The organism is Nocardioides sp. B129/18, assembly GCF_055282735.1.
In genome coordinates, this window is record NZ_JBUZJI010000012.1 from 60,486 (window position 1) to 84,041 (window position 23,556).

The window sequence follows — 23,556 nt, forward strand, 5'->3', positions numbered from 1 at the left end:
CCCGCTGCCTATACCCCCACCACCACCTGATCGGTGAGGACCGCCACCCGCCGTCGGAGTCGTCCACAAATTCCTCGGCTCCGGAGGCATGGTCCGGCGTCGGGCGGGGAAGTGTGACCTCGATGCCGGAGCGGGCCGACCGCACCGGTTCGACGGAGGTCACCGACCGCCGTCATGTGCGTTCCGCCTGCTCGGGACTGACTCGGGCACCAGACATACCACTTAGGGAGAACCCCATGGCTAACGTGAACGTGACTTACCAGGAGATGGAGTCGCAGGCCACCAAGCTCACCAACGCGCAGCAGGAGATCGACACCTACCTGCGCAACCTCAAGAGCCAGGTCGACGGCCTGGTCTCCGGCGGCTTCGTCACCGACGCCGCCTCCGGTGCCTTCCAGGCCTCCTACGAGGAGTTCACCCAGGGCGCCTCAAAGACCATCGAGGGTCTGCAGGGCATGGCCGGCTACCTCAACAAGGCCGCCTCCACCTTCCGCGACGTCGACTCGCAGCTGTCCTCGGCCCTCAAGGGCTGACGCTCTTCGGCGACCACACGAGGCCGGTGTCCCCGCTCGGGGGCACCGGCCTCGTGCTGTCTGCGGGCACCCGTCCCGACCGACGACAGCGGCCCCGTCCACCACGCAGGGGGACGGGGCCGATCGTCGTCGCGCGTCGTGGCCGCGGCCTCACTCGACGAGCGTGGCCACCTGCACCAGCTCGCCGTCGCCCGCGTGCAGCCAGCCGCTGCCCGGACGCACCGGGTTGCCGATGATGCTGCGCGGCAGGCGGACGCCGACGAGGTCGCCGTCGGAGAGGCCCTGCGGCGAGAGCAGCACGCCGGCGCGGGTCTTGCGCAGCTCGACCTGCCAGCCGGAGATGCCGGAGGTGACGCTGTCGCTGTGACCGCCGGCGAGCAGGAAGATCTCCTCACGGCGGCCGCGGACGACGTCGAGCAGGAGGTCCGAGCCACCGCAGTCGCGCAGGCCCTCGGCGTCGTCGAGCACCATCAGCACCCGCCCCGTGGCGCCCTCGAGCATCTCCTCGTAGGCGCTGACCGGGGTGCCGGCGTCGGTGACGACGCCGAGGACGCCGGGCTGACCGGCGAGGTCGCGCAGCGGGCTGGGCCGCGGAGCGACGACGAGCACCTGGCCGCCGGTGGCGATGAAGCCGCGGGCGGCGCCGAGCAGCACCGAGGAGCGGCCGGAGCGCCCCGGACCGGCCACCAGGAAGCTGGCGCCGCGGGCGGCGTCGACCTCGAAGGTGTGCAGGTCGTCGCCACCGACGCCCACGAGGATCCGCGGGCCGACCACCTCGAGGGGCGGCAGCGACAGCGCGAGCTCGAGGGTCGCCCGCGCGGGCAGGACGTCGACGCGGAACGGGCGACGGCCCTCCGCGGCCGGCACGAGATCGCGGCCGAGGTCGCGCAGCGCGGCCGCCTGGGCCGGGCCGGAGTCGTCGGCGGAGAGCAGCATGACCTGCACCTCCTCGCCACCGGCGGTGAAGGCACGGCCCGCCGGGATGCGCTCGGGCACGGCGCGCGGCGAGAGGCCCACCATCGTGTAGTCGCCGCGGTCGGCCAGGCGCATCGCGAGCTTGTTCTCCGTCATCGAGGAGACGCGCGAGTTGCTGGCCAGGGTGCGGTCGCCGGCGATGACGGCGTGGACGCCGAGGCTGGCGCCCTCGCGCAGGATGCGGGTGACGCCGTCGAAGATGGAGTCGACCTCGCCGATCGTGGTGGCGAAGCCCTCCCAGCGGTCCAGCAGCAGCACGAGGTGCGGCAGCGGGTCGCTGGAGGCCGCGCGCTGCTCGGTGACGTCGGCGAAGCCGCCGGCGGACAGGATGCGCTGACGCTCGTCCATCGCGGCGGTGAGCCGGGCGATCAGGCGGGCCGCCCGCTCGGGCTCGGTGCGGGAGACGACCGCGCCGCAGTGCGGCAGGTCGGCCACCGGGTTGAGGGCGCCGTTGCCGCAGTCGAGGCCGTAGAGGTGGACGTCGGCCGGGTCGGCCAGTCGGGCCACCGACGCGGCGATCGCGCGCAGCGCCTGCGAGCGGCCGGCCTTGGCCGAGCCGATGAGCAGCAGGTGACCGTCCTGGGCGAGGTCGAGCACGGCGGCGCGCTGACGCTGCTGGCCCGGCAGGTCGATGCGGCCGAACGGGAAGGCCGGCACGTGGCCCGGGCCGAGCGTCGGGACGCCGGCCTGCTCCCAGACCTCCTCGCACAGCAGCTGCTCGGGCAGGGGCGGCAGCCACGGGCGGCGCTGCTCGGGCAGGCCCTCGGCCTGCGCGGCCGCGCCGATCGCGCGGACGACGGCGGCGAGGTCGGTGTCGGCGACCTCGTTGTTCGTGGTCGGGCCGCTGGGCCGCGGGGCGGCGTAGCCGGCGTTGCCCCACGTCATGCGGGCCAGGAACGGCGGCGGGATCTCGGCCACCGCGGCACCGGGACGACGTCCGCCGACGCGGCCGGCCTGGAAGCCCTGCAGCGAGGAGGCGCCGGTGCGGGCGAAGGCCCGGCCCGGCGCGCTCTTCGGGATGCGCGCGGAGTCGGCGGAGTTGATGACGTCGGTGGAGTCGCTGACGTCGTTGACGCGCAGCGCGATGCGCAGGTTGGTGTTCGCGCGGATGTCGGCCGACACCACGCCGCCGGGGCGCTGGGTGGCCAGCACCAGGTGGATGCCCAGCGATCGTCCGAGCTGGGCGATGCTCACCAGGCCGGTGACGAAGTCCGGGAGGTCCTTGGACAGCTGGGCGAACTCGTCGATGACGATGAGCAGGCGCGGCAGCGGCGGCCGGTGGGGCTCGCGGGCGCAGAGGTCCTGGTAGTCCTCGATGTCCTTGACCGATGCCTCGGCCAGGAAGTGCTCGCGGTGCTTGAGCTCGGCCTGCAGCGAGGCGAGCGCGCGCTCCACGAGGTGGGGGTCGAGGTCGTTGACCTTGCCGACGGTGTGCGGGAGCTTCACGCACTCCTTGAACGCGGAGTCGCCCTTGTAGTCGACGAGCACGAAGTTGAGCTCGTCGGGGCGGTTCGCGATCGCGAGGCTGGCGATCATCGTCTGCAGCAGCTCGGTCTTGCCCGAGCCGGTGGTGCCGGCGACGAGGCCGTGCGGGCCGTCGAGGCGCAGGTCGAGGGAGAACGGGCCGTCGACGCCGACGCCGAGCACCATCGTCGTCGAGCGCGGCTCGAGCACCCAGCGCGAGCGGATGGCGTCGGCGGTGGGGTCCTCGAGCGCGAGCACCTCGAGCAGGCGCGCGGAGTCGGGCAGGGTGTCGCCGCCGGCCTCGGCGCCGACGTCCTTCAGCGGCGCGAGGGCGCGGGCGACCCGCTCGGTGTAGCGCTGGCCGACGGCGTCGACGAGCACCTTGCGCAGCGTGGTCTCCCCGGCGCGCGAGAGCACGGCGTAGGAGGGGTGGGCGAGGTCGAGCAGGAGGGTGGCGTTGCAGCGCTCGGGCAGCGAGCGCTCCTCCTCGTCGGTGCACACGGCGTAGACGCCGACCTCGGGGCCCTGCTCGAGGATCCGGGCCAGGCCCGGGAGGCCGCGCATGCGGCGGTAGCCGTGCAGGACGACGACGTGGGTCGGGAACGACTCCGCGCTCAGGTTGTGGTGCTCCTTGGCGGAGTCCTGGCGCTGCTTGACCATCTCGCTGAGGCCGGCGACGAGCGCGGTGGTGGTGGCGTCGTCGTTGCCGATCATCGCGGCGGGGCCGTCGGGGTCCTCGGGACGCAGGTGCGGGAGCCAGCGGGTCCAGGACCAGGTGGCGCCGGCCTGGGTGGAGAGGAAGGAGACCGAGAGGTCGCGGGGCGCGTGGTAGGCGCTCAGCTGCACCATCACCCAGCGCAGCACGCCCTCGACGCGCTCGGGAGCGCCGGCCAGGCCGAGCACGCCGACCTGGGCGAGGTGGACGCCGACCGGGACGTCGCGCAGCCGGTGGTCGGCGCCGTCGTCGGCGCCGCTGACCTCGACGGTGGAGGGGATCTCCGAGGTGCCCAGCCGCAGCACGAGGGAGTCGGGGTCGTGCTTGCGACGCTCCCAGAGCCGGCGGCCCGGGAGCGTGGCGGTGAGGAGCGTGGCGGCGGCGTCGGGCATCTCCTCGCGCAGCCGGCGCTGCTCGGAGTCGATGGCGCGGTCGAGGTCGATCTGGGCCTGGGCGAGCTTGGCCTCGTACTCGGCCACCGCCTCCTTGTGGTCCTTCGCGGCCCCGCGACGCTCGGAGAACTGGTTGGCCGCCATCATCAGCGGGCTCATCAGCGCGAACATCAGGTAGAACGGCGACTTCATGACGACGGCCATGACGATGCCGAAGAACAGCGGCGCGACCATCGCGATCACGGGGAAGCGACGGTTGCGGTGCTCGGCGGGCGCCTTCGGCACCTCGATGCGCGGGGTCAGATGCAGTGGACGGATCCGCGGCGGCCGCAGGAACGTCGACCAGCCGGCCTCGGCGTCCTCGACCGCGGCGTCGGCGACGACGGCCTGACGCAGCTCGAGCAGGGAGTCGCCCAGGTGCAGCACCGCGCCGGGCTCCCACGCGACCGCGGTCTCCTGCGGCACGGCCTCGCCGTCGAGCAGCGAGCCGTTGGCCGAGCCGAGGTCCTGGACGCTCACGCCGTCGGTGCCGACCTCGACGCAGCAGTGGCGCCGCGACATCGACTGGTCGCCCCACGACGGCATGCCGCTGCGGCCGAGCTCGTGACGTCCCAGCGGCAGGGAGAACACGCCGCCGGCGGCGGGGCCGCCGACCACGTGGAGCTGCCAGCCGCTGGTGGGCAGCTCGACGTCGGGGTCGGCGCCGTCGAGGCGGATGACCGCGCCGTTGCGCAGCCCCGCCTCCGCGACGCGGGTCTCCGCGCCGAGGGGGCCGGCCGGGCTGCCGACGGTGACGAGCGCGCCGACCTCGGCCCGCACCGCCTCCTGCAGCCGCTCCAGCGGCAGGTCGTCGTCACAGTCGACGAGGACGTCGGTCTCCCCGGCTGGGGCCTGGACGGTCAGGGTGATGCGCAACGTCAGCCTCCTGCGGAAGCGATGGTGAAGGTCGGGGACTCGAGATCGGTGAAGTTGCCCAGCCGCACGTCGACCCGGCAGTCCGAGGCGGTGCGCTGGATGCCGACGCGACGTCCGTCGTCGATGACGAGGGCTCCGTTGCAGCCGTCGGAGAGCCGGACGCCCTCGTAGCCGCCGGCCACCTGGTCGAGCATGGTGGTGGCGTCGCCGACCGCCCGACTGTCGAAGAGCGGGTGCTCGGCGTCGGCGGACTTCGCGCCCAGCCAGACCGGCAGCAGGGTGACGCCCAGCGTGGTCTGCCCGACCCGCGGCTGGGTGGGGCTGATCTGGACGTCGACGTCCTGGAGGCGCTGCACGGCGTAGGCGGTGGAGCGCGGCTGCGCGCTCAGCGCCGCCTGCGTGCTCTCCGCGATCGATCCGAGCCAGCCGTCCAGCGCGTCCTTGGTGGCGTCGATCTTCAGCGGGATGTCGGCCTTGACCTCGACGTCGCTGCGCGCGTCGATGTCGGGCGTCTGGAGGGAGTAGGCGCACGGGACCGCGATGCCCGTGGTGCTGGGGATGTTCGGGGTGACCTGGGCGTCCTGCCAGGCCGGGAGCGGGCAGTCCTGCCCCGTGCCGGTCGGCGGGATGACCTGCAGGAAGGGGCCCTTGAGCGGTGCGGACTCCGCGGAGTAGCGGATCGTCAGCGCCACCGAGCCCTTCGAGGCGTCGTAGGTGGCGTCGTAGTCGACGGTGAGCCCGGTGGGCAGCGCGTCGCCGGGAAGCGAGGCGTCGACCGAGCCGGAGCCCTGGCCACCGGCCTTCTCGTCGCCGCCGCCTCCGCCGAGCAGGCTGGTGACGCCCCAGGCGCCGAGGCCCAGGACGATCGCGGCGCCGGCGGCGACCACGGGGACGAACCACTTGGGACGGGTGCGCTCGGGAGCCGAGACGACCTGCGGCTCGAGCACCGGCTTCGGCGCGGACTCCACGACGCGACCGAGCATCGTCTCCTCGCCGCCGCCGAGCCCGGTGACCGGCGCGAGCGCCTGGACCTCGCCGGCCCGGGCGACCGGCTCGGCGACCTCGCCGGAGCGCGGGACGAAGGTGGCGCCGACGTCGACTCCGGCGGGGGTCTCCTGGACGCGGATCGGCCCCGCGGGGCTCTCAGGCGCGGCCTGGATCCACGACGCGGGATCGCTCTGCACGGGCAGGGCAGGCACGTCGAGCACGGAGTCGGGCAGCGCCCGCAGGAGCTCGGCGGTGCGCTCGGCCGGCAGCCGGCTCCCGGGCTCCTTGGCCAGCATCGTGGAGAGCGCGCGCCACAGCTCGTCGGGCACGGCGAGCACGGGCGGCGCCATGGTGACGTGCCGGTGGCCGACGGTGTGCGCGGTGCCGGGACCCGCGAACGGGGTGCGGCCGGCGAGGAGCTCGTAGAGCAGGACGCCGGCGGCGTACACGTCGGAGGCCGCGCTGAACGAGCCGTGGACGAACAGCTCCGGCGGCATGTAGCCCGGGGTGCCGAGCAGGCCGGTGGCCATGACCGTGGACTCCTGGGCCAGCCGGGCGATGGAGAAGTCGGAGAGCCGGACGTCGGCGGGGTCGGCGCCGCCGGCCCGCGCCATCAGCACGTTGTCGGGCTTGACGTCGCGGTGGAGCACCCCGGCGGCGTGGGCGGCCGCCAGCGCGTCGAGGATCGAGCAGACGATGCCGACCGCGATCCGCGGCGTCATGGTGCCCTGCTCGCGCAGGTGCCAGCGCAGGTCGTGGCCCTCGACGAGGTCCATGACGATGGCGAGGTCCTCGCCCTCCACCACGAGGTCGCGCACCCGCACGATGTGCGGGTGGCGCAGCGTCACCAGGATCGAGCGCTCCTGCACGAAGCGAGCGACGATCGAGGGGTCCTGCGTCAGCTCCGAGCGCAGCAGCTTCGCTGCCACCACGGAGCCGTCGGTGCGGTCCTCAGCACGCCAGACCTCGCCCATCGCACCGGAGCCGATGCGCTGGACGAGCTCGTAGCGACTGCCGAGTGCTCGACGGTTCTCCACGTTCAGGGATCAGCCCTCCTGGGCGGGGATCGCGAACCAGTGCAGGGCCGCGGTGGTGCTGAGCGCCGGGCGCACGCCCGGGTCCTGCGAGGTCGAGACCAGCGGGACGACGTCCTTCTGGGCGAGGGCGTCGGTGGAGCCGAAGTCCAGCTGCGGGCCGGCGAGGCCGTCGGCCGCCTCGACCTGGAGGCCCTGGAGCGTCGAGGCGACGTCGGAGGCGGTGACCGAGCCGGCCTCCGCCGCCGCGGTGGCGAAGGCGATGACGGCGTCGTGGCTGGCGAGGTCGGCCCCGGACGAGGCGTCGGCGAAGGAGCCCGAGCCGAAGAGGTCCTTGGCGTCGGGGTTGTCGGCCAGCAGTCGCAGCGCCGCGAAGAACGCGGCCGCCGACTCCGCCGGGCGGCCCTGGCCGAGCGTGGTGGCGTCCGTGGCGTCGATGCCCACCGTGGTGAGCTCGTCGGCCGTGGTGCCGCCCGCCTCGTCGAGGGTCTTGGCGAAGGTCGGGCTGAGGGCGTCGGGGGTCAGGACGATCGGCAGGTCGGGCACCCGGCCCTGCAGGGCGGCGACGATCTTGCCCTGGGTGTCGGGAGCCGCGGCGACGACGACGCTGTCGGCGCGCTTGGCCTTGACCGCCCGCTGCACCGCCGCGACGACCCGCGTCGGCGAGGACGCGGTGTCGCCGGCGTCGATGCCCTCGAGGGCGTCGACCGGCGAGGCGACGCCGTCGGCGCTGACGACAAACGGCTTGGTGAGGCTCTGGTCGGCCAGGGCCTGCTTCGTGGCCGCGGCGATGCCGGCGTCGTCGGGGCCGGAGAGCCAGACGCCCTTCGGCAGCTGCGCGGTCTCGCGCAGGTAGGGGGCGATGACGGGGACGCCGGCCTTCGACGCGGCGTCGAGGGCGTCGTCGAGGTGGTCGCCGGTGGAGGCGACGACGATGCCGCTGACGCCCTGGCCGACCATCTCCTCGACGGCCGCCGAGGCGCCCTCTGCGGTGCCGCGGTCGTCCTGGACGTCGAGGGTGATCTTCGACCCGCCCAGGCGCAGGCGCTCGACGGCGACCTGCGCCCCGGCCGCCGAGGCCAGGACGGCGTCGCCCTGGCCCGGCGCGGAGTCGACGGTGACCAGGAGGCCGAGCGTCATGGGGTCCTCGACCTTGAGGTCGCTCAGCGCGACCGCGGCCGGACGCGGACCCTTCGGCGTCTGGTCGTCGTCACCCGAGCAGGCCGCCAGGCCCAGCACCGGGGTGCTGGCCAGCGCCAGCACCGCGACCCGGCCCAGCCGGGTGTGCGTGAGGCGCGGCATCAGCCACCCACCTGCACCGAGAAGACGGTCGTGTGGGTGCTGCCCGCGGGCAGGTCGATGCCGAAGACCGGGAAGTCGGCCTGCAGCTGCAGCGCCAGCGCGGTCTGCGCCTGCTGCAGCAGGAGGTCGTCGAGGCCCTGGCCGCGCACCCGGCTGAAGTCGGCCGCGGTGTCGGTGGCGCTCTCGATGCGGTCGTTGCTGACGCCGGTGCTGGTGGCGCTGGTGAACAGCGAGCCGAGGAGGCCCGAGCCGTTGTTCTTGCGCTCGCCGAGATCGAGGAGGACCTTGCGAAGGTCGGCCAGCAGGCGCTTCTCCGAGGCGGCGACGTTGCGGTTGGACGCCGCGACCGTGGCGTCGATGCTGCGCACCGTGGCGGTGACGCCGGAGGTCAGCTCCGCGCCCGAGCGCCGGGTGGTGGCGGCCAGCCGCTCCCGCTGCTCGGTGACGGTGTCGCGCCCCTCCTTGAGCACCTGGTCGCCCGAGTCGTCGAGCTGGCTGCTGAGCTGGCCGATCAGGCTGCTGGCCTGGTTGCCGGCCTGGTTGCCTGCCTGCGAGACCTGCTGGGCCGAGACGCCGGCCTGCTGCGCGGCGGCGCTCATGACGCCGGTGGCGCCGTCGAAGGCCTGGCGGATGGACTCCGCGGTGAGGCTGGCCTGGTTCTCCTTGACCGCCTCGATCGCCTTCTGCAGCTCCGGCAGCGGCGCGAGGGTGCCGTCGGGCAGCTTCCCGCAGGGCGTCTCCGGGAGCTTGTCGGCGCCCAGGGTCAGCTTGGCGACGGTGCAGTAGACCCCGATCAGCTTGTTGCTCAGGGCGGGGCTGCTGCCGGAGTCGCCGGTGATGTCGTCGATCTGGCTGATGGCGCTGGTGACGTAGCCGTTGACCGCGTTGATCTTCGTCACGACGTCCCCGATGCCCGAGGCGATGGCGTCGAGCTCGCCGGCGGCGGAGTCGACCTGGCTGAACTTCCCGGCGAGGGAGTCGGGGTCGTAGGCGTTCGCGGCGGGCAGCGGGTCGGCGCACTTCACGCCGAGGAGGTCGACCGACACCCGGTCGGACTGGTCGCCCGGCAGGTTGTCGCAGACGTAGGTGCGCACCGTGCCGAGGCGGGCGATCGAGCTGCCCCGCCCGGTGGAGTCGCGGAGCGTCGTGCGGACCGGCGCGAGCTGGTCGTTGAGCTTGTCGAGCTGCACGGCGAGGGTGTCGCCCCCGGTGGGCGCGAGCAGGTCCCGGGCCTGGACGAGGGTGGCGCGCACGCCGCTGAGGTCGCCGGTGATGCCGCCGGTGCCGCCGCTGGAGAGCGGGTAGACGAGCTTGTAGAGGTCGTTCACGGCCTTCTGGACCGCGTCGTTGGTCGAGATGACCTTGCCGACCAGGGCGGGGTCGAACTTCGCCGCGAAGGAGTCGCGGAACTGGACGACCGCGGCGACCTGCGTGGTGAGCGACGTGCCGACCTGCTGGATCATGCAGGCGGCGGCGTCGGCCGGGGTGCAGGTGCCGTCGGGCTCGATGGTGCCGACCGTCGTGGCGAGGCCGGCCTGGATGAGCTCCTGGCACCTCCCGGTGGACGTCGACAGGGCCTTGAGCTGGCCGGAGACCGCGGCGATCTGGGCCATGATCGTGGGCTTGCGGCCCTCGGGCAGGGCCGGGATGTCACAGCCGTCGGTGGTGTCCCTGATGACCGGCGCCTGGGTCTTCGGGTCGCCGAGCAGCGAGGTGACCTGGGTGACGCTGCGGCCCAGCGCCTTGAGCGCGGAGTCGTTGGCCTTGTCGAGGCGGGTGCTGATGTCGGAGCTCAGGCCGTTGAGGTCGGCGCTCAGGCTCGTCATCGAGGAGCTGACCTCCGAGCTGCTGCTCTGGAGGTCGGCGATGGTGCGCGCGCCGAGGGTGGCGGCGGTGCCGCCGAGCTCGGTCTGGATGCGGTTGAGCACCGAGCTGGCCTCGGTGAGCACGGTGGTGACGCTGGTGATCAGCGAGATCGTGCGGCGCTCCAGGCTGACGTTGCTGTCGGACTGGTCGGTGAAGGCCGCCTCGAGGAGGCCCTTCAGCGAGGCGTCGGTGACCAGGCCGGGCTGGACGCTGAGGTCGAACCGCGGCGGCTTGAAGTCCTTGGTGTCCTGGACCAGGCGCAGCGTCGCGCTTGCGCCCAGGCGCGGCGGGGCGAGCATCGTCGCCCACTGCACCTGGCCGGCGTCGTCGTCGCCGCGGCCGAGGACGCCGTTGGTGACGTCCTGCGGGCGCTGGTCGTCGTTGACGACGACCTGGCCGTAGGACTTCTTGCCGAGGTCGGCCGAGGCGACGACCGTGAGCGGCGTGCCGACCAGCGCCCAGCGCTTGCGGCTCACGCCGGCGACGTCGTAGGCGACCTGGCGGGCCTGGACGGTGGTGTTCTGGACGGTGAGGTCGATGACGACCCGGCCCGACTCGCCCTTGATCTGGTTCAGATCGGTGCCGGTGCGGTCGCCCAGGCGCCAGGCGGTCTGGACGCGGACGGGCAGGCGCGGGGCCAGCGTGGCGGCGTCGAGGTCCTGCACGTCCTCCTTGACGTCGTCGTCGCCGGAGGCGCGGACGGCGCGGCTGGTGATGCTCGCGACGCGACCGTCCTCGCCGACCTTCACGTCGACCGACTGCAGCACGCGCTGCGGCGCGGCCTCGGCCGATCCGGCCGTGCCGGCCACCACGATCGCGGTGGTCGAGCCGGCCAGCACCATCGCCATGACGGCGGTCGCCGGCTTCACGACCCGGCGGCGGCGTGCCGCCCGGGTCCCCCATGTCTTCGTCATCTGAACTCTCGCCTCGTAGCCGGGTCAGCCCGGGATTCCATGACCTGCTGCCACGACGTCGACGAAGCGATCGATGTGCTCGCCGAGTCGGGCACGTCGCACCTACCCATCCCGGACCGGATCTACTCGTCCTGAGACGGATGAATGCGCCCGGTTCAACGCGGACCTCCGCCGGAGGTGACGCCGGCGCCTCCGCCTCGGCGTGTCGCGGGCGTGTCGCGGGCGTGTCGCCGTGGTGCGGATCCACAGGTGTGAGCCGCGTCGAGACGGGGAAGCAGGACTGGGACCGCCGCGCGCGTCCGGTCTCCGGGCGCGCGTCCTCGGGGCGGTCCCGGAGAGGGAGGTCCCCATGGCGGGCGACACGCTGCAGTACGCGCGGGAGGACCTGCTCGGCATGAGCCGCACGCTGGCGACCCTCGCCGACCAGCTCGTCCACGATCCCGGTCTCGACCGCGTCGACCGGCGCGACGTCGCCGTCGACTCCCTCGTGCACGTGCTGCAGGATCTCGCCGGCGTCTGGGAGGGCGATCGCGAGGCCCTGGCCCGCGGCCTGCAGGACCTCGCGCAGTGGGTGGCCCGCGCGGCCGCCGAGCTCGACCGCGCCGACACCGAGCTCGCCGCGCGCATCCACGCCGTCATGGGCGGCGCCCCGACCTCGTCGGGAGCGGTCGCATGAGCCGCGTCGGCGACTGGCACCTCCTCGGCCGCGAGGCCGACCCGGTGCCCGCCACCGCCGACGCCGTCGAGCGGGTGGCCGCCGACCACGACGACCGGGCCCGGCGCCTGCGCGAGGTGCAGGTGGCCCTCGACCGGCTCAGCGCCCTCGAGGGCTGGCACGGCCGCAGCGCGGAGACCTTCGCCGTGCGCGCCGCGGAGCACCTGGGCGCCCTGGCCCGCGCCGCGGAGGACCATGAGCGCGCGAGCGGGGCGCTGCGCCGCTTCGCCGACGACGTCGCCCACGCCCGCGGACGCACCGGGTCCGCGCTCCAGACCGCGGAGGGCGCCGAGCGCCAGCGGCTGGCCCACCAGCCCGACCCCCTCGCCACCCCCGAGCAGGCCGACGTCGACAGCGCCCGGCTGGCCGCCGCCGAGGACGAGCTGGCCGCCGCGCGCCGCCGCCTCGAGGCCACGATGCGCGACCTCGACGACGCCGCCGACCGCTGCCGCCGCGAGCTGCAGCCCCGCGCCGACGGCGCCGACGGCGTCTCCGACGTCACCCTCCTCCTGCCCGGCGGCCTCGCCGCCACCCTGACCCGCTCGATCGAGGGGCTCGGCACCGTCGGCCAGGCGCTGGCCGTGGCTACCCGCTCGCTGCGCCTGCTGGCCGCGGCCGCCTCCGACGGCCAGGGCGAGGTGCGCACCGTCGCGCTCGGCCTGGCCCGCCCCGACGTCGGCGCGACGCTGCGTCCCGGCGAGGTCCGCCAGGCCGGCCTGACGCCCACGGGCGACGTCGGCTGGACGATCGCGGGGATGCTGCTCCTCGGCTTCGCGCTGACGATGCTCCCGCCCGACCGCACCGACGTCCGCGTGCGCGCGGCGCTGACCACCGCCCGGGGTCGTCAGCTCGCCGAGGCCGACCGCGACGAGCCCCGCGACGAGGCCCACGACCTCCACTTCCCGGCCGGACGCCACCCGCTGCTGGAGGCCCCTGGCGCGGGCGGCGGGCCCGGCGACCTCGGCGATCTCAGCGACCTCGGGCTGCACCTCACCGGCCTCGACCACGCCGTCGTCGCCGCCGGCCGCTCCCCGGCGTCGGCCTGGCGGTCCGTGGCGGTCGCGTGAGGGGCTCCGCACCGGCCGCGACGACCACCACCGGCGTGCTGCGTCTGCCGGGCCTGGCCCGCTGGCTCCCCCTGGACCTCGACGCCGAGCCGGAGGCCTATCGCGAGCGGCTGCTCGGAACCCGGTCCGGCTCCGCGGAGCAGGCCGACGCCATCCTGCGCGTCGCGACCCTCCTGGGCGCGGATCGCGGCCGGCCCGGCGTCGACCTCGTGGCCGCCTGGCTCCTGCTCGACGAGCCCGGCGCGCTGCGCTGGAGCGCCCACGCGACGCTGCGGGGCGTGCGACTCCCGGCCGCCCGACAGGCCACCGACGCCGTCGCCCGGCTGCTGGCGGGCGAGGCGCTCGTCGGCGCGCCCGAGGTCGACGAGGTCGCCACGGCGTCCGGCCCGGCCCTGCGGGTGCGCTGCCGCCCTCTGGCCGCGCCCGACGCCACGGGCGCGCGGGCCGTGCACGCGCGCACGAGCCTGGCGTGGCGGCGTCCCGACCGCGACCTGCTGGTGGTGCTCGGCGGCTACGCCGAGGACCTCGCCCACGGCCCCGCGCTCACCACCGCCCTCGCTGCCCTCGGACGCGAGGTGAGCGGACTGTGAGCGCCCCCGCGCACGTCCCCGCCGAGGCGCCCGGCCGGCGCGCCGACTGGCGGCTCCTCCTGCCGCCGGGATGGGTCAGCCTGCGGGCGGGCGAGCTCGACGCCGAGCCGGCCTCCCCCGAGCTCGGCCTGCTCGCCGACCACCTGCGCGCCGCGGCCGACGACGCCGCCTGCAGCGTCCACGTCCTGCGCGACGGCCTGCCCGGCGTCGCGGACGTCGACGTCACCGCCGCGCTGGTCGTCAGCCAGCCGGCGGGCCGCGCCGACGACGGCGCCGAGGCGATGCTCGGACCGGCCCTGGGCGTGCTCGAGACCGGCCCGATCGCCGTCGCCGGGCTCACCGGGGTGCGACGGCGTCGCCGCATGCTGATCACCGACGGGCCGGACGCCGGCGGATGGGCCACCCACCTGGAGATCCTGCTGCTCGACCGCGAGCGCCGCCCGCTCCTGCTGCAGTTCACCACCGTCTCCGACGACGTCGCCGGCGAGCTGGTGGCCCTCTTCGACGCCATCGCCGGCTCGCTGCACCGCGCCGACTCGACGCCCTCCGCCTGACCCCCTCCCGCCGGGGCCTTGCGTTGATCGAACGCCTGTTCGATCATGGAGCGTGCCCCGGTTCCTCCACGCCGACCTCGACTCGTTCTACGCCTCGGTCGAGCAGCGCGACGACCCCGCGCTCGCCGGGCGCGCGGTCATCGTCGGAGCCGGGGTGGTGCTGGCGGCCAGCTACGAGGCCCGGGCCTACGGGGTGCGCGGCGGCATGGGCGGCCAGGAGGCGCTGCGACGCTGCCCGCAGGCCGTCGTCGTCCCGCCCCGGTTCTCCGCCTACGTCGAGGCCAGCCGCGCGGTGTTCGCCGTGTTCGAGGACACCACGCCGCTGGTGGAGGGGGTCTCGATCGACGAGGCGTTCCTCGACGTCGCGGGCCTGCGACGGCTCGCCGGACCCGCCGAGGACGTCGCCCGTGCACTGCGCGCCCGCGTGCGCGAGGAGGTGGGGCTGCCGATCTCCGTGGGCGTGGCCCGCACCAAGCACCTGGCGAAGGTGGCCAGCGCCGCCGCCAAGCCCGACGGCCTGCTCGTCGTGCCCGCCGACGCCGAGGAGACCTTCCTGCACCCGCTGCCGGTCGAGCGGCTGTGGGGCGTCGGTCCGGTGACGGCCCGGCGCCTGCACGCCGACGGCATCCACACCGTCGGCGACCTCGCCGCCCGCGAGCAGACCGAGCTCGAGGGCGCCCTCGGCGCCGCCGCCGGCCAGCACGTGTGGGCGCTGGCCAACCTGCGCGACCCGCGGCCGGTCGTCGTCGGGCGTCGGCGCAGCTCGGTGGGTGCGCAGAGCGCGCTGCCGCGCAGCGCCCCGAAGGGACGCAGCGACCTCGAGGCTGTCCTGGTCGGCCTCGTCGACCGCGTGGCCCGGCGCCTGCGCTCCGGGGAGCGCATCGGGCGCACCTTCACCCTGCGCCTGCGCTTCGCCGACTTCGGCACCGTCACCCGCTCGGCCACCCTCCCCCACTCGACGGCCACCACCGCGGCCTGGGTCGAGACCGGCCGGGCGCTGCTCGCCGGCGCGTGGCCGATGATCGTCGAGCGCGGCTGCACCCTCATCGGCGTCAGCGTCTCGGGTCTCGTCGACGAGCACTCCGAGCAGCTCGAGCTCGACCTCTTCGGCGAGGTGGCCCAGCGCGAGAGCGACACCGCGCTCGACACCGCGCTCGACGCCGTCCGCGACCGCTTCGGCTCCGACGCCGTCGGCCGCGCGATGCTGCTGGGCCGGCGGGTCGGCTTCGAGGCGCCGATGCTGCCCGACGTCGCCGCGGGGTGAGGGCTCAGCCTCGGCCGTCGGCCGCGGGACCGGACTCGATCCCCTCGCGCTCGACCGGCCAGTGCTCGAGCGACCATGGCTCCGGGACGTCGGCCCGGTGGAGGGTCCGCGCGACGGCGTCGAAGAGGGCCATCAGCGGCTCGACCAGCGGCTCGGTGTAGGTGGTGAAGGTGAGCACCAGGATCCGTCCGGGCTGCTCCTGCACCAGGAAGTCGAGCTGGGCCGACCAGGTCTCGGCGGCGCCGGGCTCCTCCAGCACCGGTGCCGTCCGCTCACGGCGCCGGCGCAGGGCGGGACGACCGCCCAGCTCGGTCGGCCCGTTCTCGACCACCCCCTCGGCGGCCCCGAGGAGCGCCGCCAGGCGCGCTCCGACCCGCTCGCCCTCGTCGACCTCGAGCTCGGCGACCATGAGGGTCGCGGACACCGGCACCCCGGCGATCGCACGGGTCAGGGCGTGCATCTGCGTCACGCCATGATCGGCCGCACGCGCGAGGTCCGCGCGCAGACGCTGGTCCAGCGCGATCCGCAGTCGGATCAGCTCATCGCGCGAGGTGCGCGAGAACTGCGCGTCGAGCAACCGGACGATGGCGCGATCGCGCTCGACCGCGTCGGTGGTCGGGATGGTGAACCACCCCGCAGGGAGCACCAGACGCCAGCCGGGCGTCGCATCGACGAAGCGGTCAGACATCCAGACCCTCTCTCGCATCGACCTCGCGAGCGGTGCTCGCGAGCTGGACCACGGCAGCCGACACGGCATCGGCCAAGGCGAGGTCCTCGATCGGCATCGTGTGCAGCACCAAGGCGATGTCGTCGTCGGTCGGCCAGGCCACCGAGACCACCTCGCTGAGCGCGATGCCACCCCATCCCTCGGCGCCGATCCGCATGCGGTGGTGCAGAGCCGGGCCGAGCAGGGTGTCGATCGTCGCGCGGCGCGGCGGCTGCCACGGCTCGGCGTGGCTGGCGAGGAACGCGGACGCGGCGTCGAGGTCGAAGCCCGGCTCCACCGCGACCCACGACCCCACCAGCACCGCGTACGGCCGCAGCCGCTGACCACCGGAGGGCAGCAGTGCCCACACGGCGAACACCTCGTGGGCGGGCCCGGCGGTCGCGAGCACGGAGTCGCGGACGGTCACGAGCTGTCGTGCGAGGCGCTCCTTGATCTCTGGTCGCGCGGGGTCGGCGAGGAAGCGGTCCTCGATGTCGTGCCGAAGGTCCTCGGCCGCGCGGTCGACGGGCAGGGCCAGCCACTCGTCGAACCGCTCGAGCCCGAGGTCGGTGCGGATCACGACGACCTCGGCGCGGTGGCGTCGCGCCGCGTCACCCGCCGCAGCCAGGCCTTGCGCCGCAGACCGAGCACGAGCGCGACGACGGCCGTCAGCATCCCGACGGCGCCGCTGACGCCGAGGAGCACCGACTGCCAGGCGGGCTGGTCACCGAGGAAGACCGGTGCGATCGCGTAGAAGGCGTTGAGCACGCCGAGGATCGGCATCCCGACGGCCGCGACGATGCTGAGCATGCCCTGGTCAGCGGGGGCGATGAGGAAGCGGTCAGGGGAGGAGAGGTCCTCGGCGTGGGGGTCGTCGGCGCTCCAGTCACCGGGGAAGGCGCCCGGCAGGCCCGCCTGAGCCATGGGCCGGACGGCGATCCCGGCCGCGTCACAGGCGCGGCGCAACGCTGCGTCGTCGCCGTCGGGGACCCATCGCGCCGAGGAGAGGGCCAGGAAGGGGGCATCGTCGGCCCCGAGGAACCACAGGGCGTCGGGGCTGACGGCGCAGGTGCGCACGCCGCCCTCGGCGGGGCCCGGCAGCCAGACCTCCGCGCCGCGCTGGCGCCAGACGACGCCCGCCGCGGCCACACGCAGCTGCGCCTCGCGCTGGAAGACCGGCGCGGACGGCGCAGCCCGGTTCGGCAGATCGGCCACCGGATCCGCGGGATCCGGGAGGGGCGCGTCGACCCGCCGGAGGAAGCGGTCGGTCCACCGCCAGCTGTCGATCGCCCACCATCCGAGGCCCAGAGCGCTCAGGACGCTCAACGGCCACGCGCTGCGGTCGCTGGTGACGACGATGTTGGCGTAGAGCACGGCCGCCACGGCCAGAGCGATCGCGAGGACGAGGTGCACCCGACGACGGGATCGCAGCGCCTCCACGGTCGGCCCCCACGTGTGCGCGGCACCCGCGCGGCGCACGAGGGAGCGCTCCTGCTCCGAGGCGTCCTCCAGCGGCAGCCCGAGCGCCGCGGCGGCGGCCTCCAGCCGCGTCGCCGAGTAGATCTCCTCGTGCGTCACCGGGCTGCCGCCGGCGAACATCTTCCACAGCGTCAGCGTGAGGACCACGCGATCACCGGCGAGGAACGCGACGACGTCCTGCGTGGGGGTCCGCCCTCGCAGCGGGACCCTGCGGAAGCGCGCCGGCAGATCGGGGCCCGGAACCCGCACCGCCCGGGTGATCTCCCCCGGGCCTGCGAGCGCGCGCGACCGTTCGCCCTCGCCGTCCGGCTCGATGGCCTGGAGCCCCTCGGCGGAGGCGATCAGCCGCCAATGACGCGCATCGGCGAGGGATACGCCCTGGCGCACGCCGGGAGTCAGGACGACGCGGGTCACCGACCGGCACCGACGAGGGTCGTCGGACGGTCCTCGACGCCGAGGTCGAACGGCCGGTCGTCACCCCATAGCTCCCGACCGCTCTCAACGGACTCGCCGGGGTTGACCACGAGGTCGTGGCCGAGGCTGACGCCCTGCATGCCGGCGCCGGTGTAGGTGGCGCCCAGGCCGGCGAAGACCCGGCCGAGGGCGTCCTCGGGGATGTCGGCGTAGCGGCACAGCAGGGCCAGGCGGCGGGTCTCGGTGATGGCGTCCGCGGCGCCCAGGAAGTCCGCGATCGGGCGCTTGGCATTCATGATCGCCGGCAGCCCCTCGTCGACGGCCCGGGTGACGCCCCGTGCGAGGTCGTCCTGGTACTGCCCCAGCCGACGAGCGATCCGTCCGCCCGCCGGGGCGAGGTTGCGCAGCATCCCGGCGAATCGGTAGCGCAGGAGGCCCGAGCCGCCACTGCGGGCCAGCGGGATCATCCGAGCGACGGGGCCCTTCAGCAGGGCCCCGCCCACGCGACCGAGGCCGAAGCCGAACACCCCGACCGCCGCCCACGCGGCGTCCTGCCACGTGGCGTCGCCCCACATGGCCTGCGCGGCCGTCAGGGTCGCTGCCACGGCGGAGACGACGAGAGCGATGGTGTTCAGCGCCGAGACGACGCCTGCGACCGCGGCCAGCGCACCACCTGCCGTGGCCACGATCAGGATCACGATGACGATCGCCGCGATCACCATGGCGACGATCGTCAGCACCTTCACCGCCGAGGCGACGAAGCCCTTGATGTTGTCCCAGGTGCTGTCCTTGAAGCGCTCCGAGGCGGAGTTGATCGCCCTGGCCGCGGTGTCTGCCGCGCGGGCGAGGTCACTCATCGCGGACTCGAGGTCCTTGCGAGCCGTCGCGAGGTCGCCCTGCGCGCCCGCGAGCTGACGGGTGCGGGCCGACTCCGCGTCGACCTGCGCGGGAGTCGGGTCGTCGACGACCGGCGGGGCATCGGCGTGCTGGCGCCGGCGCTCCTCGGCCGCCTCGGCATCCTTGACCGCCCTCCACGTGCGGTCGCGGGCGTCGTCGACCTCCCAGGAGTAGGACCGCAGTGCGGTGGCGGCGTCGCCGTACTTGGTGGCCGCCTTCTCGAGGTCCTTCCAGGTGTCCTCGGCCTCGTCGTCGAAGGCCTTGGCGGCCTCGCCGACCCAGGCGGACTCGGAGGCGAACGCCTTGAGCGTGGCCGACGCCGTCGACATCACCTCGGCGCGGTCCTGGAACTCCACGGCGACCTCCCGGACGCGATCGCCGTCAGCAGGGACGGGGTCCGAGCCGTGTCCGACGAGGTCCCAGTCAGCGACCCGGCGACTCACGAGTCCTCCCCGTCGACCTTGAGGGCCTTGACGAGCTCGAGGTCGACCTTGGCGAACTCCTCGTGGGCTGAGGCCGCGGCCTTCTGGAGGGTCTCGACCTTCGAGATCAGGCGCTGACGCTTGTCGTCCCAGTCGTTCACGAAGTCGTCGATGGCGTCGGCCACCTTGCGATGAGCGACGTCCTCGACGCCGTGATCACGCAGCTTCCGATCGTTCTCGAGGTCGGTGGTGATGGTCTTGAGCTGGGTGGCAAGCCGCGAGAGGCGGTCGCTGTCGTAGCTGAGATCGGCGGTCATCTGGATCCTGATCGTTCCGAGAGGGGCGCGGGCAGCATTCCCCGATGCCGGTCGCCGAAACCGGCAGGCGGATGCCACTCAGGTCAGGAGGTCGGTGAGCGGGTTGAGGAAGAAGTACACGACGAACAGGCCCGCCACGACCCACATCAGCGGGTGGATGGCCCCGACCTTGCCGCGGATCAGCTTGATGAGCACGAAGGCGAGGAAGCCGGCGCCGATGCCCACCGTGATGGAGTAGGTGAAGGGCATCAGGACGATGGTGAGGAAGGCCGGGAGGGCGATCTCGACGTCGTCCCAGGCGATCTCCTTGACCTGCTGCATCATCAGGAAGCCCACCAGCACCAGCGCCGGGACGGCCGCCTGCGAGGGGATGATCGCGACGATCGGGGCGAAGAGGATCGTCAGCAGGAACAGCAGGCCGGTGACGATCGAGGCCAGACCCGTGCGCGCGCCCTCGCCGACGCCGGAGGCCGACTCGATGTAGCTGGTGTTCGACGAGACGCCGGCCGCGCCGCCCGCGACGGCGGCGAGGGAGTCGACGACGAGGATCCGCTCGGTGTGCGGCGGCAGGCCGTCCTCGTCGAGGAGGTCGGCCTCGGCGCCGATGGCCGTCATCGTGCCCATGGTGTCGAAGAAGTCGGCGAGCAGCAGCGTGAAGATGAACAGCAGCGCCGAGACGGTGCCGATGGAGGAGAAGGAGCCGAGCAGAGAGAACTCGCCGAGGGTGTCGAAGGAGGGCGTCGAGATCCAGTCCTTCGGGAGCTCGGGCGCGGTGAGGCCCCAGGCCGCCGGGTCGATGCCGACGATCTTGTCGATGACGATCGCGATCACCGTGGTGGCGAGGATGCCGAGCAGGATGGCGCCGCGCACCTGGCGCACCCACAGCCCCACGACGAGCACCAGGCCGATCGCGAAGACCAGCACCGGCCAGCCGGTCAGCTGGCCGCTCGCGCCGAGCTGCACCGGGACGGTGGTCTTGGCGGCGTCGGGGATTCGGGTGACGAAGCCGGCGTCGACGAAGCCGATGAAGGCGATGAACAGGCCGATGCCCACCGAGATCGCGACCTTGAGCTGCGCCGGGACGGCATGGAAGACCGCCGTCCGGAAGCCGGTGAGCACCAGCACGAGGATCACCAGGCCCTCGAGCACGACCAGGCCCATCGCGTCGGCCCAGGTGACCTTCGAGGCGATGGCCACCGCGACGAACGCGTTGAGGCCCAGGCCGGTGGCCAGCGCCAGCGGGTAGTTCGCGACCGCGCCCATGAGGATCGTCAGGACGCCGGCGACCAGCGCGGTGCCGGCGGCGATCGTCGCGAGGTTGGACCCGTCGCCGCTGCCGCCGCCGAGGAAGTTGCCGTCGACGTCGGGCGCGAAGCCGAGGATCAGCGGGTTGAGCACCACGATGTAGGCCATCGTGAAGAAGGTGACGACGCCGCCGCGCACCTCCCGCCCGACGGTGGATCCGCGCTCGGAGATCTGGAAGTAGCGGTCGATGAGGCTCGTCGTCACGGGCCGAAGGCTCTCATCCGAGGCACGCGCCCGCCAGTCGGGTCCGCTCACCGGATCAGACCGGGTGGCGCGGACCACTAGCCTGGCGCCCCCGCCACCTGGAGGTCTCCCGTGCTCATCGTCGGACTCGTGCTCGCCGCCCTCGCGGCCCTGCTCCACGTCTACATCTTCTGGCTGGAGTCGCTGGCCTGGGAGGGTCCGGCCGCGCGCCGCACCTTCGGCATCCGCAGCGACGAGGAGGCCGCCCTCACCCGGCCGCTGGCCTTCAACCAGGGCTTCTACAACCTGTTCCTCGCCGTCGAGGTGGCGCTCGGCATCGTCCTGCGCGTCGCCGGGCACGACGCCGTCGGCGCGACGCTGGTGCTCACCGGCGTCGGCAGCATGGCCGCGGCGGCGCTGGTGCTGCTGCTGTCCTCGCGCGAGCACCGCCGCGCGGCCCTGAGCCAGGGCACCCTGCCGGTGCTGGCCCTCGTCGCGATCGTCGTCGGCCTGGCGTGACAGGCTGAGGCCGACCCACGACCAGAGGAGCCCTGCGTGTACCGCCTGACCATCGCCTACGAGACCCCCGCCGACCCCGAGGCCTTCGACCGTCAGTACGTCGAGCAGCACATCCCGCTGTGCCGTCCGCTGCCCGGCCTGCTGGGCGCGAGCTTCTCCAAGCCGTCCGCGATGGGCCCGGGCACCGCGCCCTACCTCGTCGCGCAGCTCGACTTCGCCGACGCCGACGCCTTCCGCACCGCGATGCGCTCCCCCGAGATGGCCCTCGTGGCCAAGGACGCCGAGACGCTGCCGGCCGCTCGCACGATGTTCACCGGCGAGGTCACCGACGGCACGACCCTCTAGGGGTCGCGGGTCAGCCGAGCGTCAGCGCGACCGCGACGACCGCCACCACCAGCAGAACGGCGATGCCGGAGATCCAGTAGACGACCCAGAACGGCGGACGACGGGACTCCCGAGAAGCGGCCATGGCCGCAGGCTAGGGCCTGAGGTCGCCGTCGGCCAGGGCGACGTAGAGCTGCTGCTGCACGTACCTCGTGCGCAGCTCCTGCTCGACCGCCGGCGGGAGCAGTCGGTACGCCTGGGCGACGTAGAACGGCGCACGACCGGCCGCCTGGATCGCCGTGGCCTCGGAGACCACCCCGGGGAGCGCGCCGCCCTTCGTGGCGAACACGGGGAAGTCGGCAGCCGTCGCGGCGTCCTGGCGCCGGGGCCAGGAGAGCACGTCGACGGCGAGCGCGGCGGCGTCGTCGTGCGGGGCCCGCTGCTGCAGCGTGCGCTGGAGCCGGGCGAAGTCGGCCATCGAGCCGCGCCCCGAGGCCAGCGCGAGCCGGCGCTGCGCGGCCTCCGACGGGAGCGGGACGCTCACCGGGCCGCGGGACGCGGCCGCAAGGCGTCGAGCGATGCGCTGGCGCAGCTCGGGCGTCGCCTGCAGCCAGGCGCGAGGCTGGTGGGACCACGCGAGGAGCTCGCCGCGCAGCGACCAGATCGGATCCTGGTCGCGCAGGGCCAGGCGCCGGGCGAGCCGGTCGACGACGGCCGGGCCGCCGACCCGCGCGAGCACGAGATCGGCCGCGGAGTTGTCGGACTGGACGATCATCGCGTCGAGCGCGGTGCGCAGCGTCCAGGACTCGCCGTAGGCCTGCAGCGCCGCCGGGTGCGCGCCGGCGTCGGTGCCGGGGAGGTACCAGCGGTCGAGCTCGCTCTGCGGGACGGCGTCGTCGAGCCCGAGTCGGCCCCGCGCCACCTGCTCCGCGGCGGCGAGGAGGATCAGCACCTTGCGCGTGGACGCCAGCGGCATCGGCCGCCGCGGCTGCGCCGCGGTGAGCACGGCGCCGTGCTCGTCGAGCACGACGAGCGAGGCCAGGCGCGGGTGCCGCCGGATCCAGGCCAGCAGCTCAGCGGGCGTGGTCGGCGTCGGCGGCGGGACCGACGCCGCCAGGGCGTCGCCGTGGGTCAGGGCGAGTGCTCCGGCGGCTCCGGAGACGAGGGCGGTGCGACGGGCCAGATGCATGAGGACCTCCCGAGTGGTCGTGTCCTCGACGGTACGTCGGCGCGGGGCTGAGGCAAGCGTCCGCAGAGGTCCCTCAGCCCCGCGCTGCGGCCCGGCGTCGCAGCGCGGTGGCGGCGAAGCCGACGAAGCCCACCGTCGTCGCCACGAACGAGGCGCCCACGACGCCGCGGAACCGCAGGTCCGACTCCAGCTCGGGCTTGAACGCCAGCGGCAGGAACATCGAGGCGTTCGACCACGCCGCCACCGCGGCGGTGCGCTGCAGGGCCACCGGCGCGTCCGGCACCGCGAGGCCGAGCGCGACGCTCGCGGTGCCGAGCGCCGCGAGATCGAGGTGCCACTGCCGCACCCGCGCCACGCTGGCGATGCCGAGCCGCTCGGCGCGCTGCCGGTCGGCGATCGCCAGGGTGTAGACCCAGCCCGACAGCGCACCCGCCGCGAGCTCGGTCAGGCCCGAGGCGACGAGGGCGTTGGGGACGACGGGCGGCCGGGTGGTCTGCTGCATGGCCCCATCCTC

At 74.2% G+C, this 23,556-nt stretch carries 20 protein-coding genes; 8 read left to right on the forward strand and 12 right to left on the reverse strand.

Going from position 1 to position 23,556, the window contains the following annotated elements; translation table 11 throughout:
- The first annotated feature begins 236 nt into the window (after window positions 1-236).
- The gene (locus ACZDWJ_RS10755) at window positions 237-533 is read left to right on the forward strand and encodes a WXG100 family type VII secretion target (RefSeq protein ID WP_463520951.1); all 297 of its coding nucleotides are present in this window, start codon (window positions 237-239) and stop codon (window positions 531-533) included.
- 150 nt (window positions 534-683) lie between these two features.
- Here ACZDWJ_RS10755 and ACZDWJ_RS10760 read toward each other — a convergent pair whose 3' ends face one another.
- Genes ACZDWJ_RS10760 through ACZDWJ_RS10775 form a run of 4 tightly spaced genes read right to left on the reverse strand, consistent with a single transcriptional unit; the run spans window position 684 to window position 11,052 of the window.
- Window positions 684-4,994, reverse strand: a complete 4,311-nt coding sequence (locus ACZDWJ_RS10760; RefSeq protein WP_463520952.1) for an FtsK/SpoIIIE domain-containing protein — start codon at window positions 4,992-4,994, stop codon at window positions 684-686.
- 2 nt (window positions 4,995-4,996) lie between these two features.
- Window positions 4,997-7,018, reverse strand: coding sequence for a serine/threonine-protein kinase (locus ACZDWJ_RS10765; protein WP_463520953.1), 2,022 nt, complete (start codon window positions 7,016-7,018; stop codon window positions 4,997-4,999).
- A 9-nt stretch (window positions 7,019-7,027) separates the two neighbouring features.
- Window positions 7,028-8,317, reverse strand: a complete 1,290-nt coding sequence (locus tag ACZDWJ_RS10770; RefSeq protein WP_463520954.1) for an ABC transporter substrate-binding protein — start codon at window positions 8,315-8,317, stop codon at window positions 7,028-7,030.
- Window positions 8,317-11,052, reverse strand: coding sequence for a hypothetical protein (locus ACZDWJ_RS10775; RefSeq protein WP_463520955.1), 2,736 nt, complete (start codon window positions 11,050-11,052; stop codon window positions 8,317-8,319). The genes ACZDWJ_RS10770 and ACZDWJ_RS10775 overlap by 1 nt, the downstream gene beginning before the upstream one ends.
- A gap of 394 nt (window positions 11,053-11,446) precedes the next feature.
- Between ACZDWJ_RS10775 and ACZDWJ_RS10780 the strand changes: the two genes are divergently transcribed.
- The 5 genes from ACZDWJ_RS10780 to dinB are packed head-to-tail and all read left to right on the forward strand — an operon-like array spanning window position 11,447 to window position 15,287.
- On the forward strand, window positions 11,447-11,773 hold the full coding sequence (locus ACZDWJ_RS10780) for a hypothetical protein (RefSeq protein ID WP_463520956.1): 327 nt from the start codon (window positions 11,447-11,449) through the stop codon (window positions 11,771-11,773).
- Complete coding sequence (locus tag ACZDWJ_RS10785; protein ID WP_463520957.1) at window positions 11,770-12,879, forward strand: hypothetical protein; 1,110 nt, start codon at window positions 11,770-11,772, stop codon at window positions 12,877-12,879. The genes ACZDWJ_RS10780 and ACZDWJ_RS10785 overlap by 4 nt, the downstream gene beginning before the upstream one ends.
- Window positions 12,876-13,469: a hypothetical protein gene (locus ACZDWJ_RS10790; RefSeq protein ID WP_463520958.1), complete on the forward strand. Its 594-nt coding sequence runs from the start codon at window positions 12,876-12,878 to the stop codon at window positions 13,467-13,469. The genes ACZDWJ_RS10785 and ACZDWJ_RS10790 overlap by 4 nt, the downstream gene beginning before the upstream one ends.
- Window positions 13,466-14,023, forward strand: a complete 558-nt coding sequence (locus ACZDWJ_RS10795; RefSeq protein WP_463520959.1) for a hypothetical protein — start codon at window positions 13,466-13,468, stop codon at window positions 14,021-14,023. The genes ACZDWJ_RS10790 and ACZDWJ_RS10795 overlap by 4 nt, the downstream gene beginning before the upstream one ends.
- 52 nt (window positions 14,024-14,075) lie before the next feature.
- Window positions 14,076-15,287 (forward strand): DNA polymerase IV, encoded by a 1,212-nt coding sequence (gene dinB, locus ACZDWJ_RS10800; RefSeq protein WP_463520960.1) that lies wholly within the window; start codon window positions 14,076-14,078, stop codon window positions 15,285-15,287.
- 4 nt (window positions 15,288-15,291) lie between these two features.
- On the opposite strand, the gene ACZDWJ_RS10805 is transcribed toward dinB, so the two are convergent.
- From ACZDWJ_RS10805 to ACZDWJ_RS10830, 6 genes are all read right to left on the reverse strand, one after another.
- Window positions 15,292-15,975, reverse strand: coding sequence for a hypothetical protein (locus tag ACZDWJ_RS10805; protein WP_463520961.1), 684 nt, complete (start codon window positions 15,973-15,975; stop codon window positions 15,292-15,294).
- The gene (locus ACZDWJ_RS10810; RefSeq protein ID WP_463520962.1) at window positions 15,968-16,573 is read right to left on the reverse strand and encodes a hypothetical protein; all 606 of its coding nucleotides are present in this window, start codon (window positions 16,571-16,573) and stop codon (window positions 15,968-15,970) included. Before ACZDWJ_RS10810 ends, ACZDWJ_RS10805 begins: the two co-directional genes overlap by 8 nt.
- Window positions 16,570-17,886, reverse strand: a complete 1,317-nt coding sequence (locus ACZDWJ_RS10815) for a hypothetical protein (protein ID WP_463520963.1) — start codon at window positions 17,884-17,886, stop codon at window positions 16,570-16,572. Before ACZDWJ_RS10815 ends, ACZDWJ_RS10810 begins: the two co-directional genes overlap by 4 nt.
- Window positions 17,883-19,226 (reverse strand): hypothetical protein, encoded by a 1,344-nt coding sequence (locus ACZDWJ_RS10820; protein WP_463520964.1) that lies wholly within the window; start codon window positions 19,224-19,226, stop codon window positions 17,883-17,885. The genes ACZDWJ_RS10815 and ACZDWJ_RS10820 overlap by 4 nt, the downstream gene beginning before the upstream one ends.
- A complete protein-coding gene (locus ACZDWJ_RS10825) occupies window positions 19,223-19,522 on the reverse strand; it encodes a hypothetical protein (protein WP_463520965.1) in 300 nt (99 codons plus the stop codon). Before ACZDWJ_RS10825 ends, ACZDWJ_RS10820 begins: the two co-directional genes overlap by 4 nt.
- A 78-nt stretch (window positions 19,523-19,600) precedes the next feature.
- The gene (locus ACZDWJ_RS10830) at window positions 19,601-21,031 is read right to left on the reverse strand and encodes an NCS2 family permease (RefSeq protein WP_463520966.1); all 1,431 of its coding nucleotides are present in this window, start codon (window positions 21,029-21,031) and stop codon (window positions 19,601-19,603) included.
- A gap of 111 nt (window positions 21,032-21,142) precedes the next feature.
- Here ACZDWJ_RS10830 and ACZDWJ_RS10835 point away from each other — a divergent pair, with 111 nt between their 5' ends.
- Window positions 21,143-21,529: a DUF1304 domain-containing protein gene (locus ACZDWJ_RS10835; RefSeq protein WP_463520967.1), complete on the forward strand. Its 387-nt coding sequence runs from the start codon at window positions 21,143-21,145 to the stop codon at window positions 21,527-21,529.
- Between the two features lie 36 nt (window positions 21,530-21,565).
- Window positions 21,566-21,874 (forward strand): EthD family reductase, encoded by a 309-nt coding sequence (locus ACZDWJ_RS10840; protein ID WP_463520968.1) that lies wholly within the window; start codon window positions 21,566-21,568, stop codon window positions 21,872-21,874.
- 133 nt (window positions 21,875-22,007) lie between these two features.
- On the opposite strand, the gene ACZDWJ_RS10845 is transcribed toward ACZDWJ_RS10840, so the two are convergent.
- Together ACZDWJ_RS10845 and ACZDWJ_RS10850 are read right to left on the reverse strand one after the other, a co-directional pair.
- Window positions 22,008-23,042: a serine hydrolase gene (locus ACZDWJ_RS10845; RefSeq protein ID WP_463520969.1), complete on the reverse strand. Its 1,035-nt coding sequence runs from the start codon at window positions 23,040-23,042 to the stop codon at window positions 22,008-22,010.
- A gap of 73 nt (window positions 23,043-23,115) precedes the next feature.
- Entirely contained in the window at window positions 23,116-23,544 is a 429-nt protein-coding gene (locus ACZDWJ_RS10850; protein WP_463520970.1) for a hypothetical protein, read from the reverse strand.
- Between the last annotated feature and the right edge of the window lie 12 nt (window positions 23,545-23,556).